Origin of the sequence: Streptomyces sp. YIM 130001, from assembly GCF_003574445.1 — a bacterium.
Taxonomy (GTDB): domain Bacteria; phylum Actinomycetota; class Actinomycetes; order Streptomycetales; family Streptomycetaceae; genus Streptomyces.
On record NZ_KZ984559.1, the window covers coordinates 1 to 14,789 of the forward strand.

Genomic DNA, 14,789 nt, shown 5'->3' on the forward strand with positions numbered 1-14,789 from the left:
GGCGTTCTGGCTCAGGACCTGGCGACTCCTGCGCAAGCTCCGATGCCGAACCTCACGCATCACCGGTCCCGTTCAAGCCGCCGTCGCTCTCCCGCCTCACCTGCCCGAAGTGAAGATGGAAAGGCTCACCGGGTTCTGCGCAGTGAGTCCGCGCGCGGTGACGAGCCGACTGCGGCGAGGCGATGACGCGGCCGTTTCGACCGTGGACGATTGCCACTCCTCGACGAGGTCCTGCCCGAACACCGCGTGGGGCGGCGGCGACAGACACCCTTGCCCGCGCCAGCGGGGTGTTCCCGTCGGCTCAGCTTCTGGCCCCGTCAGATCAGGGGTGCCGACCTGGCGTCGGGAGGTCGAAGGGCGCCGGGTGGTGGTCGGACCAGATGTGACGGGAAGCCTGTTCCGGGTAGGGGCGGGTCTCGGGCGTGGCGTCCAGGACTCGAGTGAGTTGCTGATCCGGTTGGTAGGCGGCCCATCCTGGAGTGCCGTAGGTGACGAAGTCGATCCAGGACTGCTGGAGTTCACGGGAGACGGCGAAGGCTTCGGGTGTAGGCGGGTCGCCGATGAGTGCCGTGCCGATGGGACCGTTCAGCGTGCCGAACGCCAGCGGGATGTCGAGGCTGTGGCACGCGCCCAGGATTCCGCCGCGGGCAGGGGACGGCCATCGCAGCTCGAACAGGTACGAGGCACCACCCGCTGCAGCATTCGCCTCGCCCAACTGCAACGACGGCATACGGAAGAAGGCGTCGGAGTACACGGCTTCCAGCAGCTCCTCCGGGGTGGCCTGCGGGTGTGCGGAGCGGTAGGCGTCCGCGCCGTGCGGAGGTGGGGCGAGCAAGTCGAGTGCGGCGCGGGCGTCTTCATCGGTGAAACTGCCCCGGCGTCCGGTCGTGACGCTGAACAGCCGGAATTCGTCCCGTGTATGGCCGACGAGCAGCTCGATCCCGCTCGCACGGCCGTGGGTCAGTGCGGGCCAGGGCGTTTCGGAGAGGACCTCGCCGTCGATGACGGGGCACAGAGACGTGCCGGACTCCGTGATCCGTCCCCAGCGCTCCCGGTATGCGTGGAGGCCGGCGTTGAGGGAGGTGACCTCTGCCGCCAACCGCCAGGGTTCGATGTCCCGCAACGCCGAGGCCGTGGGGGCGACGCCGAGCCGTTTCGCGAGAGCGGCGGTGGTTTCCCGTGCCAGCGCCGCAGTGGCGTGCATTCCGGGTACTGAGTGAGTGATGGCCCGCCGGAACAGGCTGCGTGCCGGCTTCATCGTCAGCAGGGCCGCGACTGATCCCGCTCCTGCGGACACCCCGCCGACGGTGACCTGACCGGGATCCCCACCGAAGGAGGAGATGTTGCGCTGCACCCACTCCAGTGCTGCGATCTGGTCGAGGAAGCCGCGGTTGGGCGGTGCGTCGTCGAGGAACGCGAAACCTTCCGCACCCACCCGGGAGTTGACACTCACCACGACAAGGCCGCCTGCGGCCAAGGCGGTCGGGTCGTACGTCGGATCGCTGGACGTGGCAGCCACGTAGCCGCCCACGGGGAACCAGACCAGCACCGGCAGTCCTGTCGCGCCCGGGTCAGGGGTGCAGACGTTGAGCGTCAACCAGTCCGTACCCCCCGTCTCGTCCACGTCGATAGGCAGGGACAGCGGCACCACGGGGCCGAACTCGGCTGCCTGCAGGGTCCCGTCCCAGTGGTGCGGTTGGACGGGTGCGGCGAAGCGGAGACTCCCCACCGGGGGCTCGGCGTAGGAGATTCCCCGGAACACCGCGTGCCCCTGGCGCCGCCGCCCCTGCAGGATGCCTTCCGTGGTCCGCACTTTTGGTCGTTCATCCATGACGCTTCCCTCCCGTACGTGCCTGCCACCTTTATAGGTCAGATGTATTATGTCACTCGTACGGAAAAGATCGCAGGGAGAGGCCGGCCATGCCGAAGCAGGTGGATCACCGCGGGCGCCGTGAAGCGATCGCGCGCGCACTCTGGCAGGTGGTGGGTGACCGCGGCATCGGGCATCTGTCCATGCGCGAGGTCGCCGGGGAGGCGGGCATCTCTCTCGGACAGCTGCAGCACTACTTCGCCTCCCGGGCCGCCATGCTCTCCTTCGCGATGGACTTCGCATCCGAGCAGACCGCACTCCGCATCCAGCGCGGCATGAAGGAATTCGGCGATCACCCGCACCCCCGCGATGTGCTGCGCGTGACGCTCGCGGAGATGCTCCCCCTCCACGCCGACGCACGTGCCGCCAGCCGGATGAGCGCCGCCTACGTCCTCGAGGCCCTGCACGACGAGAACATCCACGAACAGGCGCGCACCGGACTCTCCCAAGGTCGCCGGCGCGTCGAGCAGTTGGTCCGCCAGGCGATCTCCGACGGGCACATCCACTCCGACCGTGACCCGGTGACCGAGACAAATCTGCTCCTCGCCCTCACCGGCTTCACCCCTCTCATCGAACTCGACGTGGTCAGCCCTCAGGAGGCACTCGACGCCATCGATCAGCACCTGGCCGGACTGTTCACCGAATAGATCCGAGCACCGAAGGGCGGGGGCCCGACCGACCGTGGGCATCCGACTCCGCACCCCGGGTGATGGAGCGTCATGCCAGCGGCGTTCGGACCGAATGCGCTGTGCTCGAACTCCATGCAACCGTTCCTGATGCGAAGCCCGCCCCGTAGCGCACTGTCGAGAGGGAGCTTGCCGCACGCCTCTGACAGTCAACTCGTCTACCTGATCAGGGAGTTCAGACGCGTCGATCAGTCCGGAGCTCGGCGGGCGAGTTCGCGTCGGAGGTGGAATTTTCTCGCCGTGGGCCTGTTCGAGCGCGTCTCGCAGGGCTCGTACTCCTTCTCGACCGTGCCTCTCCAGGCGAGAGGTCCGGCCGGTCAGTGCGGGGACGAGGACGTTGTGCTCCTCTGCCCTCCGGTCGGCTGGTCGATCCGCCCCCGAAGTGCGGCCGCGGTCACGCCACTTCTCGCCTGTGTTCCGAGCATCCGCGCGTTTCGCCCGGCCTTCAGGGGATACCCGTTCTTGCGAGATCGGCGCCTCGTCACATTCGACGTGCGGGGCCCTCATCGCGTCTGCAGGCGCTGTGCCACGGCTTCACAGGACTGCCCGGAAACACCGGTCGAGGCCGACGAGGTCTCGACTCCGCCAAGGACGTCGCTCGCGCGACGCGAGCGTGAGTGGAGGATCTTTGTCATGGATGACCGAGCGCGCGTCCGGCGAGTTGGCGAGCTGACCTTCACTGCCCACGGCGGGTTCGATGAAGCGGCTGCGCAGCGGACTCTCATAGCGATCGCCGACAGTGGTTGCGCGGACCTCTTCGTCATCGCGCACGGGGCGCACAACGACGCCGCGACGTAGGACGCGTTCGACGACCAACTGGCGGACCTGCTGGCTCCGCACAGTGCGCAGTCGGATTCTGTCGGCATATTAGGTGTGCGCTGGCCCTCTCTTCGGTTCCGCGACGAACCCGTGCCCGGCCTCAATACTCAGGAGATAGCGACGGCACGGGACGTCTTGCCCGATCTGCCGCCGCAGCTGGTGGACGACCTGCTGCGCGCATTTCCTCAGAGCACCGCCCCGATAAGGCAGTTGGCAACTCTCCTGCACGAACAACCCCTGAGGGAACCAGCCTTCGACGACTTCGGGTCGGCGCTCAGAGAACTTGCGGCCGTCTCTCTGGAAGATCCGAGGGCCGATTTCACCGAGGACACGGAGGGGGAACTGGTCCCCCAGGCCGATCCACTCATGCTGTTCGAGGACACGACCTCGGTCTGCGGCGAGTTCGCCGACGCGCTGCAAGACGTTCGCGACAGTTCCGGTGAGAAGCGCAAGCCCGAGCGTCACGAGTTTCCGCGCCCCGGTGTGACGGCGGAGGCACCGTCCACGGCCGGTACGCTGCACGAATTCCATGCTGCGGGACCGCGTCCCGCGCATCCGCTGAGTCCACGCCTCACACAGCCGGGGACCGTCGCCAAAGCCGGCCCGACCGGCGACCAGCGCTTGGCCCAGGACTGGAACAAGCTCTGGCTCGGCGCTCACGAGCTGCTGCGGCAGGTCGTCTATCACGTACTGCGCCGTCGCGCAGGACTGGTCGGCCAACTGGGACTTGGTCCCTGCGTCAGAGGGCTGGCCAGTGCGGCGGGGAACCTGCGCATCCACCTCGTGGGCCACGGCCTGGGAGGCCGTCTCGCGGGCTTCACCCTCCGCGGCTTGGAGCACAGTGGAGAACCGTCTCCGAGCGTGCAGAGCCTCACCCTCCTGCAGGCGGCCATCTCACACTTCGCCTTTGCCAGTTCCCTCCCCCACCAGGTGTCCGGCCACGGCGCACTCTGGGACCGGCAGAGACTCGTCAGGGGTGCAGTGGTGACGTGTTTCTCCGACGCGGACATCAGCCTGGGACTGATGCATCCGCTCGCCACTCAGATGGTCGGGGACGCCGCCGAACTGTCGACCGTCGGGCGCAAGTGGGGTGCCGCTGGATTCGACGGACTGCACGGCGTGGACGGCCCGCCGGCCTTGCGCCTGAATGACGTGCTGGCGGACGGCCTTCCCAGCGCATCCTTCGTGAACATCGACGCCGGCTCGGTCGTACGAGACGGCCCTGTCCCCACCGGGGCGCATCACGACGTACTACATCCCGAGGTGGCGAGGCTCCTGCTCCACCACATCCCGCGCTGACCCTGCTCCACCACATCCCGCGCGCCGCGATGCCCTCGACCAGTGCCGCCGCCGTGTGCAACTCGCGATCCACGGCCACCGCGGCTTCGAGGACGACCCGCTCTACAAGTCGCGGCGGACCCTGCACACCGGTGCCGGGCTGCTCACCGACCGACAGATCGACCGACTCAACCAGCTGTTCGCCGACGAGGGCCATGTTGAGGTCGAAGCGACCTGGGGCGTCTACCAGCGCATGATCGCGGCTTACCGCGAGGAGGACCGCAGCCGAGGACGTGAGGCGATGGTCAAGCTGATCAACGACTTCGGCACCGGTGTCCCGAAGGCGCTGGTCGAGGTCGCGAAGCTCGGCAGAACGCTGAAGAAGCGCGCCGCCGACGTGCTCTCCTACTTCGACCGGCCTGGCACCAGCAACGGCCCGACCGAAGCCATCAACGGTCGGCTCGAGCATCTGCGCGGCTCCGCACCCGGGTTCAGGAACCTGACCAACTACTTCGCCCGCAGCCTGCTCGAGACCGGCGGCTTCAGGCCACAACTGGCCCCCGTTGCGAGGGTCGGCCCGAGTGCTACGTTCGGGCCATGACTAGACCCGGTGAGATCCTCGGCAGCGTGGTCGCCGCCAGCGAGCGCGAGCAGCTCGAGACGTTCCTGGATTACCTGCGCGACGCCGTCGTGCGCAAGGCCCGCGGGGTGTCGGAGGAGGACGCCCGGCGCAGCCCGGTGCCGACCGGCACCAACCTCGGCGGCCTGATCAAACACCTGCGGTGGGTGGAACTGGGCGGGTTCGCCCAGCAGATCGGGCAGATCCCCGCCGCGGAGCTGCCCACGCCGCCGTGGACCGACGCAGACCCGGAGGCCGACCTGCGGCTGGAGCCGAACGAGAAGCTCGACGACGTCATCGGCGCCTACCAGGCGGAGTGCGACCGCTCCCGCGAGATCGCCGCCCAGCACAGCCTCGACTACGCACCGCGGGGCAAGGAGCTGACGTTGCGGTGGGTGTACCTGCACGTGATCCTGGAGACCGGCCGGCACGCGGGCCACGCGGACATCCTGCGCGAGATGATCGACGGCAGCGTCGGCGACTGACGGCTCGCGGCGCGCCGTCGGTCCGTGTTCCGGTCGTCGGAGGCGGCGTTACACCGGTATCGGCGGAGGCTGACCTCCAACACCGTGGGCCGCCACCCGAACGGCTCGTGCGCCAACCGCCGGACCACCGTGTCCCTGGCCGCGCCCTGGCAGACGCGGCGACGACACCATCTGACGGGCTCGACAACCCGGCACCGGAGAATCGCCCGATCGGGCTCCAACCGCTGCCCGAGCACTTCGAGCCCGAGATCATGGCCACCTCCATCCTCGGGAGACCTCGACCCCTACCCGGCCACCGACGCGCCGACCGGACTACACCCTCAAGTGCGAAGATCCCGCATACCGGTCAGGCCGTGGCCGAGGTAGATCGTCAGTCACGACGAGGTCGCCCGGACGATCGCGCCGGCCGGTGGGGTCCTGCTCGTCTCAGGAGCAGGAGTCGTCCCCTGCGGACGGGCACGGCAGGGGGTGCGGCACGGCGAGATCGCCGGAGGCCTGGGCAGGGATCCACGGCCCATCGACGCATGCGGCCTGCCTCCTGACCTCTCCCCCGCATCCTCCTGACCTCTCCCCCACATCCTCATGTCCCCGGGGGCCTGAGGATTTGACCGGTGCGGGTGAGGGCCTTCACGCGGTCGTCGGGCGGGTTGCGTACCGCCAGGGTGGGGCGTGTCGACGTCTTGCCCGCGGCGGTCAGTTCGGTGACGGCCCGGGAGCCGGCCGCGAGGAGATAGCGGTCTCCCTCGGACGTGCGGTACTTGACCCCCGCCACCACGTGCTGCCCGTAGCGCGAGCAGGCGGCGGTGTTGCGCGCGGATGCGGCCAGCAGCGGTTTGCCACTGGAGGGGCGTAGGCCGATGAGTACCTGCCCCGGGCCCTTCCAGGTGTCGGCGCGCATGCAGTTCCAGGTGCCGCTTCCGCCGCCCGGTAGCTTCTGGAGAGCGAAGTCCCAGGTGTTGACCGACCGTACGCCGGGGTCGAGTTGGGGCAGACCGCATGAGGTGGTGGACCAGGCCGTGAGAGCGGCGGAGCTGGTCGCTTCGACGGGACGGCCCGCGCGTGCGTTCTCGGCGCGCCCTGGCAAGGCTTGGTACGTGAGGTGAACGGGTGCGAATCCACCCAGGTCGGTGAGCAGGAATCTGTGGTTCTCCACGATCTTCGACGAGGATCGCAACTGCAGGGTGGGCCAGCTTCCGCAGCCCTTCGCCGGCGGCAGCGGGACCTCGGGGGTGACGCCCGAGGTGAGCGCCAGCGGTTGGGGAAGGCTGTCCGGCTTACGCAGGTCCCGCAGGCCCGATTCGGAGATCCACGGGGCAAGCAGATAGCGGGCTGCGGTCCGGGTCCGGGTGAGCGTCAGCGCCGACGCGTCGGTCACGTCGGAGTTGTCGGACCGCGCGATCTCGAGGGTGGCTGCCGACCCGCCGGCCTGTACCGGTTCGGTGTACCTGACGGTACGTTCACCGTCGTAGAACAGCACGATGTTGCGAGTGTCGACGTTGCCCGCGTAGAGCAGTTGCGGGGAATGGGCCGGACCCTGAGTGGAGGCGCCGGGCTCGACCGTGCGTCGTACCGATTCGGACGGATGATCCCAGACCCGCAGCGCACGTGAGAGCAGCCCGGAATCACGGGTGCGATCACCGCGTGCGGGCCAAGCGGTCAGGTCGACGCGGGAAGTGTCCGCCCAGGCCTTCGGGTCAGCCAGGACCAGTCGCTCGGGATCCAGCGCGCGGGAGACGGCAGGTTTGCCGCCTGCCGGGTCGGCCAAGGGGGCGGGTGGTGGCTGCAGAACCTGCGCGACCATGACGCCGCATCCGGCCAGAACCAGCGCGGAGACGGCCGCCGCGCCCAGCCTGCTGTTACGACGGCGACGCAGCAGGTCGTCCGGCGTGGTCTGCACGGTGCAAGGGTCGAACTCGGTGGAACGCAGAGCCTGCTGCCCGCTCTCGCCCAACTGGTCGCGCAGCGCTACCGCCTGCCGTAGCCCGTCGGCGTCGTCGACGATGCGGCGCACCTCGGCGGCCGGCAGCTCCTCCAGAACCAGCAGCGCGTACGCGGCCCGCACGGCAGGCGGCACCTCCGCAAGCCGCCGATCGAGCACAAGCTCCACGGCCCCGCCGGCCCGCGGAAACAGGCGCAGACCGATGACGACGGGAACACCGCGCCCACGGCGGGCACGCAGCGCGGTGCGCACCACGCGAGTCCTGAGCCAACCGTAGGCTCCTCCCTCCGCCCCGACGTCCACCTGACGGGACAGGCGCGGCAGCACCTGCTGCACCAGGCGGTGCGCGTCCAGGACATGTCGGTGACGGCCACGGTGGTCCGAAAGCGTCAGGTAGGCGAGCCTGACCAGACGGGCATAGTGCTCGATCAGCACGGCCTCCACCTGATCAAGCGCTATTCGCTGCTCGGAGTCGTCGGCCGGTCGGTGAGCGGAGGCGGACGACGTGATGCGCTTTTCAGACTGAGCCATGGCCTGCGCAACGAGCCGCGGACAAGGGCGACACCCCCACGTTCCGAGCGATCGACTCCTTGTCGTACCCGTCGGAAAATGGCCGGTGGGTGAGCAACTGCGGCCGAACGCAGATCAGTTCGCAGCCAAAGGCGGGAGGCGGCTGGGCCAGGCACTGCTTCTTGGATCATGTGCGGAGTCAGACGGTCAGGGTTGCGAGGGTGACCGTGCCGAGTCAGATCTGGTGCCGGAGTCTGGCCTTGTCGGGCCGAGCAGGGCTGGAGCGGCTCCAGGAGGTCGCTACCGCTACCCCGCGCTCCGCACCGGCTTCGCCGACGGGTGCAAGCGACGCCCAAGGGGTTTCCCGCTCCAGGCGCGCGAAGCGCACCTCTGCGTCGATCCCCGACTCAGCCCTCACCCGCCGTCCTCTCTTTCCCGCGACCCCACTCTTCCATCGCCTGCTCGACGAGGCGGGCGGCCGGCTCGCGGGTGACGTCATGGAGGGGCAGGGTGCACCGCGGCCCCGAGTCAGCGCCGCGAGGCCACAGAGACGATCACGTACACCAGGAACAACGCAGCGACCACAGCGCACACGAGCCGCGTTACGCGCCAGACCCCCGACGCCGGTCGACGTCGCATAACAACTCCTCTCAGGGATGAATCGGTCCGCCCAACATGCCATACGCGCACCGGTCGGCCGACCGCACGCCGACGTCCTCGACCCAGCCGCCTGCCGGCGGGCGGGAATCGTGCGTCGGCGGACGTCGCACGCGGGCCTACCTCGCACCGGGTCGTCCAGGGACATGCCGCAGGCGTCCCGTGCGGCAGCGGCGCTGCTCGTTCAGATCGCCGCCTGACTCGCGGATCAACTCCCGGGGACTTTCGCCGGGTCCGACGGAGCGGTCGGTCCCGCTTCCCCGGTCAGGACGTGTTCCACCAAGGAGATCAGGACTTCCTTGCCGGACTCGCGCTCGCGCACGTCGCACAGCACCACCGGTGTGGCGGAGTTGAGGTCGAGGGCACGGGCGACCGCTCGCGGGGAGTGGGTACGGATGCCGTCGAAGCAGTTGACGGCGACGACGAAGGGGATGTGGCGGCTCTCGAAGTAGTCGACGGCCGGGAAGCAGTCCGCGAGGCGGCGGGTGTCGGCCAGCACGACCGCGCCCAGCGAGCCGGTGGTCAACTCGTCCCAGACGAACCAGAATCGGTCCTGACCCGGGGTGCCGAAGAGATACAGGGCGAGCCCTTGGCGCAGGGTGATCCGGCCGAAGTCCATGGCGACCGTGGTGGTCGTCTTGGTTTCCACTCCGTGCAGCGAGTCCACCGGGCGGGACGCCTCGGTGAGGTGTTCTTCCGTGCGCAGGGGGCGGATCTCGCTGACTGCCTCCACCAGGGTTGTCTTGCCGACTCCGAAGCCACCGGCGATCAGGAGTTTCAGGGCCGTGAAGTCGGAGTTGTCCGCGTGCTCAGAGTGTGCGGAGGCCATGGATCACTTCTCGCAGGAGGCGGGCGTCCGGGCGGTGGGCCGTGGACGCGGAGTCGGATGCGGACGAGGGCGGGGAGATGCGGACGAGGCCGTGCGCGGTCAGGTCGCCCAGCAGGACTCGGACGACGCCCAGCGGCAGCCCCGAGTCCGATGCCAGGTCGGCGACCGGTCTCGGGGCGCCGGCGCAGAGGTCCAGGAGGGCCCGCTGTTCCGGCGGCAGCGGGGCGGACAGGGCCGTACCGGTGGTCCGGACGATGGCCATCAGATCGACACGTTCGGCGCCGTTCTCCGTGCGGGCACGGCCGGCCGTCATCGCGTAGAGGCGTACGAGCGGCCCCGCGTCGTCGTCGTACCGGTCGGTCCATGCGTCGCTCACGGAGCACCGTCCTGCCTGGTGGGTACCTCGAGGTGCTCGCGCACGCGGTCGACGAGCAGGGTCATCTCGTAGGCCACCAGGCCGATGTCCGCGTGCCCGGCGGTGAACACGGCGAGGCAGGAGCCCTCACCCGCCGCGACCACGAACAGGAAGCCGCCCTGGAGTTCGACCATCGTCTGGATGACGCCTCCGGCGCCGAAGTGGCGGCCCGCACCCTTGGCGAGGGAGTGGAAGCCGGAGGCGATCGCGGAGAAGCGCTCGGACTCGTCGCGGCCCATCCCGGTGGAGGCGCCGGTGGTGAGGCCGTCGCTGGAGAGCATGACCGCGTAACGGACTTCGGCGACCCGGTTCACCAGGTCGTCGAGGAGCCAGTCGATACCGGCGCTGCCGGACGGTTCCTCGTCGTCGCCCAGGTGCGTGACGGTGTACGTGGGGGTCATCGGGTTCCTTCTTCGTTCGCTGCGGGCGACTCGTCCCGGGTCTCGTACGCACGTCGCCGGCCCGAGCGCAGCGAGGCCATGGTGGCTCGGGCTGCTTCGGGGGAACGGCGGGCGGTGGTGTCGGGAGCGGCCTGCGCCGGACCGGCGGGATCGTCGCTGTGGGCCGTGCGCAGTTCGGGCGCGATGCTGGCCTGTCGTACGCGCTTGGGGAGGCCGTCGTCGTCCGGGGCGGGGGCTCGGGTCGGGGCCGGGGCCGGTTCGGGTTCCGCGATCGGTTCGGGTTCCGGCGGCCGGGCATGGGCCGGGATATGTGTCGGGGCGTCGTTGCCGGTCGGCGGGGTCCGCCGCGGCAGTGGCTCCACGTCAGCGGTGGCGGGCCGGGGCCGCTGCGGGAGCGTGGTGGGCTCCCGTGCCGCGGTGGGGCGTGCGTGACGCGCGTCGCGTGCGGGGAGTTCGGCGCGTGCGGGAGTTGGTTCCGGCAGCGGTCGCAGACCCGGTTGCGGGGCCTCGAGGAGTTCCTTGGGGAGGAACACGACTGCTGTGACGCCGCCGTACACGGAACGGCGCAGGGTGACGTCGATGCGTTGGCGTTCGGCGAGGCGGTTGACCACGAAGAGGCCGAGCTGGCGGGAGTCGAGCAGGTCGATGTCGGCGGCTCGGATCTTCGCGTTGGCCGCGGTCAACGCCTCGTCCCCCATGCCGAGCCCGCGGTCCTCGATCTCCAGGACGGCTCCGGCGCCGACCTCCTCGCCGCGTACCACCACGGGGGTGTGCGGCGGCGAGAACCCGGTCGCGTTCTCGGCGAGTTCGGCCACCAGGTGGATGAAGTCGGCGACGGCGCTGCCGCCGAGTTGCAGATCGGGGATGTCCTCGAGGTGGAACCGCTCGATGTCGGCGGTCTCGGCGATCGAGGCCCGGACGGCGTCGAGCAGCGGTACCGGGTTGCGCCAGGCGCGGCCGGGTGCGGAGCCGGAGAGGATGAGCAGGGACTCCGCGTGGCGGCGCATGCGGGTCGTGAGGTGGTCGAGGCGGAAAAGGTCCTCGAGGTCGGTGGGGTTCTCGGTACGGCGCTCCATCGTGTCGAGGAGTTCGAGCTGGCGGTGCAGCAGCACCTGGCTGCGGCGCGCGAGGCTGACGTAGACGCCGGAGACGCCGGTGAGTACGGCGGCCCGGCCCGCGACGGCGCGCAGCGCGGCCCGCTGCACGGTGGTGAGGGCCGCGCCGACCTGCCCGATCTCGTCGCGGGCGGCGGCGCGGTCCAGCGGGGCCTCGGCGTCCAGGTCGATCTCCTCGCCGTTGTGGATGCGCCGCATCGCAGCCGGGAGGCGGGTGGAGGCGAGCTGGAGCGCGGAGTTGCGCAGCCCCGTCAGGTCGGCGACGAGGCCGCGGCCGATGCGTACGGACAGAAGCAGGGAGATCACTACGCCGAGCAGGCCGAGGAACACGGCGAGTCCCGAACTTCCCAGTGTGGCGAGGGAGTACGGCTCGGCGTCCGCGCCCGCCGCGGTCGCCTCGGTATCGGCGCGATCGAGCCCGGCGAGGGTCGGCGCGGCGCCCGCCTGCCAGCGCTCGGCGGACACGGCCTCGGCGGCATCGGCGGGGCCCGCCTGCAGCACCGCGTTCTGGGCGGAGGCGAGGCGGTTGGCGTCGGACGAGTCGAGCGCCTTGCGGTAGGCCGTCGCGTCGGCCGGGCGCAGATCGGACACGGCGCCTTCGGCGAGCGCGCGCTGCAGGGCCACGTCGCCGACGAAGTCGCGGTACTCGGTGCCCGTCATCCGCCCCGCGGCCTGCGCGGCACTGAGCACGGCGTCCTGGCGGCTGAGTGCCTCGCGGGCGCGGGCCAGTTCGAGGACGGTACGGGTGTCGGACGCGGCGTCGGTCCGGTCGGCTCGGGCAAGCCCGGCGCGTACCGCCTGGCCCCGGTCGATCGCACTGCCGTAACCGCGCAGGACGGCGCTCCGGCCGGTGGCGTCGTCGACGGTCGCCTTGCGCGGGGCGTCGAGGCCGGCGGCGCTTGCGCGGAGCCGCTCGATCCGTTCGGGCAGGCCGGAGTCGAGGGCGGCCATGTCGGTGGTGCTCGACGCGAGGCCGCGGTCGAGTGCGGACGTGGCCTTGTCCGTACGGGACTTGGCGGTGGCCAGCGCACGGCCGGCGTCCTCGCCGGGGGCTGCCCGGTACTTCAGAGCGGCTGCTCGCTCGCTCTGCACGGCGCCGGTGAACTCCGACAACGGTGTGATCAGCGCGGAGTTGATCTGCTTGAGCTGCTCGGTGTCGGAGACCTGGGAGGCGGTGGTGACCGCCGCATGACCCCACAGGGCCATCAGGGAGACGACCGGCACGGTCAGCAGGGTGACGACCTTGGCGCGGACGGATTTGGGGCGCAGTCGTTCGGGCAGCGGAAAGCGTGCGGGCATGGGGAGAGGTCTCCTCGACGGGCAGGAGTGCGGGGAAGGACATCGCGGGGCGCGGAGTCGCGAGAGCGGGGCCCGGGGAGCCGGGGGCTGTGCGCGGGCGTGGGGAGAGTCAGCGGGTTCGGCGTAAAGGCCCCTGCTACGGCGGGAGTTGGGGACGCCGTCCGCAGGTTCGGGGCGGGGCGGAGTGTCGGCGCAGGCCGCGTCGGCTCAGGTCGCCGGAAGCTCCACCTCGTGCAGGGGCCGCGCCGCGGCGCGATCCTCGGCGCGTTCCCGCGCGGTCGGCGAAAGGGCCACGAACGCGCAGGTCAGGAAGAGGAAGGAACCGAGCACCACCGCGAGCGGGAAGATGAAGGAGGTGGCGCTGGCTCCGCTCAGCGGCACGGTGCTCGCGTGTACGGAGACCCGTACCGCGGCCATGCCGGTGTAGTGCATGCTGCTCACCGCGAGGCCCATCACCAGGGATGCGACGGTCGCGATCACCGGCCCGCGGACGGCGAGTGCGGCCCAGAGCGCCGCGGTCGCGGCTACCACAGCGATGACGACGGATGCGGCCACGGCGGTCGGGTCGTATCCGATGTCGCCGTTGATCTGGACCGCCGACATCCCGATGTAGTGCATCCCGGCGACGCCGAGGCCGGTACCGAGGCCGCCGATCAGGACGGCGCGGACGCGCGATGTGCCGTAGCCGGCGGTGAAGATGCCGGCGCCGACGACGGTGACGGCGACGAGCAGGCTCAGCAGGGTGAGTGGAATGTCGTAGCGGATCGCGGTGCCGTCGACGGTGTAGCCGAGCATCGCGATGAAGTGCATGGTCCAGATCCCGGCGCCGATCGCGGTCGACGCGGTGATCAGCCAGGTGCGCTTGGACCTGCCGCCCGCGGCAAGGGCGCGCACGGTGCAGCGCAGCCCCAGGGCGGCGCCCAGGACGGCCATCGCGTACGACAGGACCGGAGTGATCCAGCCCCCCGCCATATGGTGCATGTGACCCACGGATTTCCTCTCGCTGTGTGCGGTCGGCCCCCCGGTCGACCGGGACGCTAACACGCAAGCGATCAAGGGTTCTGGGCGCGAAATTCGAGGCCGTTCAAGGGTTACCGATGCGTAGACCCCGAGATCGCGGGATGCTCGACGGGTGCGGCTGCCCGGAGCCCATGGATCGGTGCGACTCTTGTCACGCCGCGTCGCGGGGCGCTTCGGACATCCCGGTCCGGGCTCCGGACAGCCGGAACGACACCTCACCGGGCGGCCCACGATCCGAATTGCCCGGCGTACGCACTGTCCGCCGCAATTGCGTCCACAGCCGCGGGCAGTGCCGCGTGCCGGGCCCCCAGCTCTCCGCCTCCACCGGCCAACTCCCTTATGCAGACGCGCACGCGAGCATCTCGCTCCTCGACCTGAATCGCTGCCGCCACAGCACGGCGGTCTGCGCTTCCGGCGGACCGGACCCGACGACCTACGCTCGACGCATGGACATACGCGCCGTCGATCCCCGCGACACCACCTGGCAGCAGGACCACGCCCGCTTCCGTGTCCACTTCTGGGACCTGGCGGCCGTGACTGCGCATGAGTACGAAGTCCTGGACGAGGTCGACGTCGACGACCTCCTGACCTGGGCGTCCGGATACGCAGCCGAGCGAGGATGGTCCTTCACCCTTTTCGTCGCCACCACCGAGGGAGACAGCCGCGGCCTCATCCGGCTTGCCGGCGCCCTGGGTGACCCCTTCGCCGGCGCGTAGGCCTCGACCGGCAACCACTGCGTCACTTGACGCCTTGCCGGTCGGCGAGCGGATCCCCTCTGTCAACTGCCGTTGCCCCGCCCCGTGCACCATGCCGGCACCGGCCGACGGACCTCACCCTTTCCTGTAGT

Annotated in this window: 12 protein-coding genes and 2 pseudogenes; 6 read left to right on the top strand and 8 right to left on the bottom strand. The window is 70.1% G+C overall.

Annotated elements, in window-relative coordinates:
• Nucleotides 1-322: 322 nt before the first annotated feature.
• Entirely contained in the window at nucleotides 323-1,831 is a 1,509-nt protein-coding gene (locus DSC45_RS21145) for a carboxylesterase/lipase family protein (RefSeq protein ID WP_119293318.1), read from the bottom strand.
• Between the two features lie 89 nt (nucleotides 1,832-1,920).
• Here DSC45_RS21145 and DSC45_RS21150 point away from each other — a divergent pair, with 89 nt between their 5' ends.
• The 5 genes and pseudogenes from DSC45_RS21150 to DSC45_RS21170 all read left to right on the top strand — a co-directional run bounded on the left by DSC45_RS21150 (nucleotide 1,921) and on the right by DSC45_RS21170 (nucleotide 5,757).
• Nucleotides 1,921-2,517, top strand: a complete 597-nt coding sequence (locus DSC45_RS21150) for a TetR/AcrR family transcriptional regulator (RefSeq protein ID WP_119293319.1) — start codon at nucleotides 1,921-1,923, stop codon at nucleotides 2,515-2,517.
• Nucleotides 2,518-3,189: 672 nt separating this feature from the next.
• Entirely contained in the window at nucleotides 3,190-3,354 is a 165-nt protein-coding gene (locus DSC45_RS35795) for a hypothetical protein (RefSeq protein ID WP_162929292.1), read from the top strand.
• A gap of 156 nt (nucleotides 3,355-3,510) precedes the next feature.
• The gene (locus DSC45_RS21160) at nucleotides 3,511-4,674 is read left to right on the top strand and encodes a hypothetical protein (RefSeq protein ID WP_119293323.1); all 1,164 of its coding nucleotides are present in this window, start codon (nucleotides 3,511-3,513) and stop codon (nucleotides 4,672-4,674) included.
• 28 nt (nucleotides 4,675-4,702) lie between these two features.
• Nucleotides 4,703-5,254, top strand: a pseudogene (locus DSC45_RS21165) (transposase); the annotation flags it as partial.
• Entirely contained in the window at nucleotides 5,251-5,757 is a 507-nt protein-coding gene (locus tag DSC45_RS21170; RefSeq protein WP_119293325.1) for a DinB family protein, read from the top strand. The pseudogene DSC45_RS21165 and the gene DSC45_RS21170, both read left to right, overlap by 4 nt.
• Nucleotides 5,758-5,807: 50 nt before the next feature.
• Here the strand turns inward: DSC45_RS21170 and DSC45_RS21175 are convergent.
• The 7 genes and pseudogenes from DSC45_RS21175 to DSC45_RS21205 form a co-directional block, all read right to left on the bottom strand.
• Nucleotides 5,808-6,008 (bottom strand): annotated as a pseudogene (locus tag DSC45_RS21175) (ISL3 family transposase); the annotation flags it as partial.
• Nucleotides 6,009-6,337: 329 nt separating this feature from the next.
• Nucleotides 6,338-8,227: a hypothetical protein gene (locus DSC45_RS21180; protein WP_119293326.1), complete on the bottom strand. Its 1,890-nt coding sequence runs from the start codon at nucleotides 8,225-8,227 to the stop codon at nucleotides 6,338-6,340.
• A gap of 844 nt (nucleotides 8,228-9,071) precedes the next feature.
• Nucleotides 9,072-9,692: a GTP-binding protein gene (locus DSC45_RS21185; RefSeq protein WP_119293328.1), complete on the bottom strand. Its 621-nt coding sequence runs from the start codon at nucleotides 9,690-9,692 to the stop codon at nucleotides 9,072-9,074.
• On the bottom strand, nucleotides 9,673-10,068 hold the full coding sequence (locus DSC45_RS21190) for a DUF742 domain-containing protein (protein WP_119293330.1): 396 nt from the start codon (nucleotides 10,066-10,068) through the stop codon (nucleotides 9,673-9,675). The genes DSC45_RS21185 and DSC45_RS21190 overlap by 20 nt, the downstream gene beginning before the upstream one ends.
• Nucleotides 10,065-10,508, bottom strand: a complete 444-nt coding sequence (locus DSC45_RS21195; RefSeq protein WP_119293332.1) for a roadblock/LC7 domain-containing protein — start codon at nucleotides 10,506-10,508, stop codon at nucleotides 10,065-10,067. Before DSC45_RS21195 ends, DSC45_RS21190 begins: the two co-directional genes overlap by 4 nt.
• Nucleotides 10,505-12,922, bottom strand: coding sequence for a sensor histidine kinase (locus DSC45_RS21200; protein WP_119293334.1), 2,418 nt, complete (start codon nucleotides 12,920-12,922; stop codon nucleotides 10,505-10,507). The genes DSC45_RS21195 and DSC45_RS21200 overlap by 4 nt, the downstream gene beginning before the upstream one ends.
• A 207-nt stretch (nucleotides 12,923-13,129) precedes the next feature.
• Entirely contained in the window at nucleotides 13,130-13,912 is a 783-nt protein-coding gene (locus DSC45_RS21205) for an MHYT domain-containing protein (protein WP_119293336.1), read from the bottom strand.
• Between the two features lie 476 nt (nucleotides 13,913-14,388).
• On the opposite strand from DSC45_RS21205, the gene DSC45_RS21210 reads away from it, so the two are divergent.
• The gene (locus tag DSC45_RS21210) at nucleotides 14,389-14,658 is read left to right on the top strand and encodes a hypothetical protein (protein WP_119293338.1); all 270 of its coding nucleotides are present in this window, start codon (nucleotides 14,389-14,391) and stop codon (nucleotides 14,656-14,658) included.
• Nucleotides 14,659-14,789 lie beyond the last annotated feature (131 nt).

What these genes read in the sequence shown, in the direction of transcription:
- DSC45_RS21170 (WP_119293325.1), top strand. Translation starts at nt 5,251, where the DNA reads ATGACTAGACCCGGTGAGATCCTCGGCAGCGTGGTCGCCGCCAGCGAG.
- DSC45_RS21200 (WP_119293334.1), bottom strand. Translation starts at nt 12,922, where the DNA reads ATGCCCGCACGCTTTCCGCTGCCCGAACGACTGCGCCCCAAATCCGTC.
- DSC45_RS21150 (WP_119293319.1), top strand. Translation starts at nt 1,921, where the DNA reads ATGCCGAAGCAGGTGGATCACCGCGGGCGCCGTGAAGCGATCGCGCGC.
- DSC45_RS21210 (WP_119293338.1), top strand. Translation starts at nt 14,389, where the DNA reads ATGGACATACGCGCCGTCGATCCCCGCGACACCACCTGGCAGCAGGAC.
- DSC45_RS21145 (WP_119293318.1), bottom strand. Translation starts at nt 1,831, where the DNA reads ATGGATGAACGACCAAAAGTGCGGACCACGGAAGGCATCCTGCAGGGG.
- DSC45_RS21195 (WP_119293332.1), bottom strand. Translation starts at nt 10,508, where the DNA reads ATGACCCCCACGTACACCGTCACGCACCTGGGCGACGACGAGGAACCG.
- DSC45_RS21180 (WP_119293326.1), bottom strand. Translation starts at nt 8,227, where the DNA reads ATGGCTCAGTCTGAAAAGCGCATCACGTCGTCCGCCTCCGCTCACCGA.
- DSC45_RS21185 (WP_119293328.1), bottom strand. Translation starts at nt 9,692, where the DNA reads ATGGCCTCCGCACACTCTGAGCACGCGGACAACTCCGACTTCACGGCC.
- DSC45_RS35795 (WP_162929292.1), top strand. Translation starts at nt 3,190, where the DNA reads ATGGATGACCGAGCGCGCGTCCGGCGAGTTGGCGAGCTGACCTTCACT.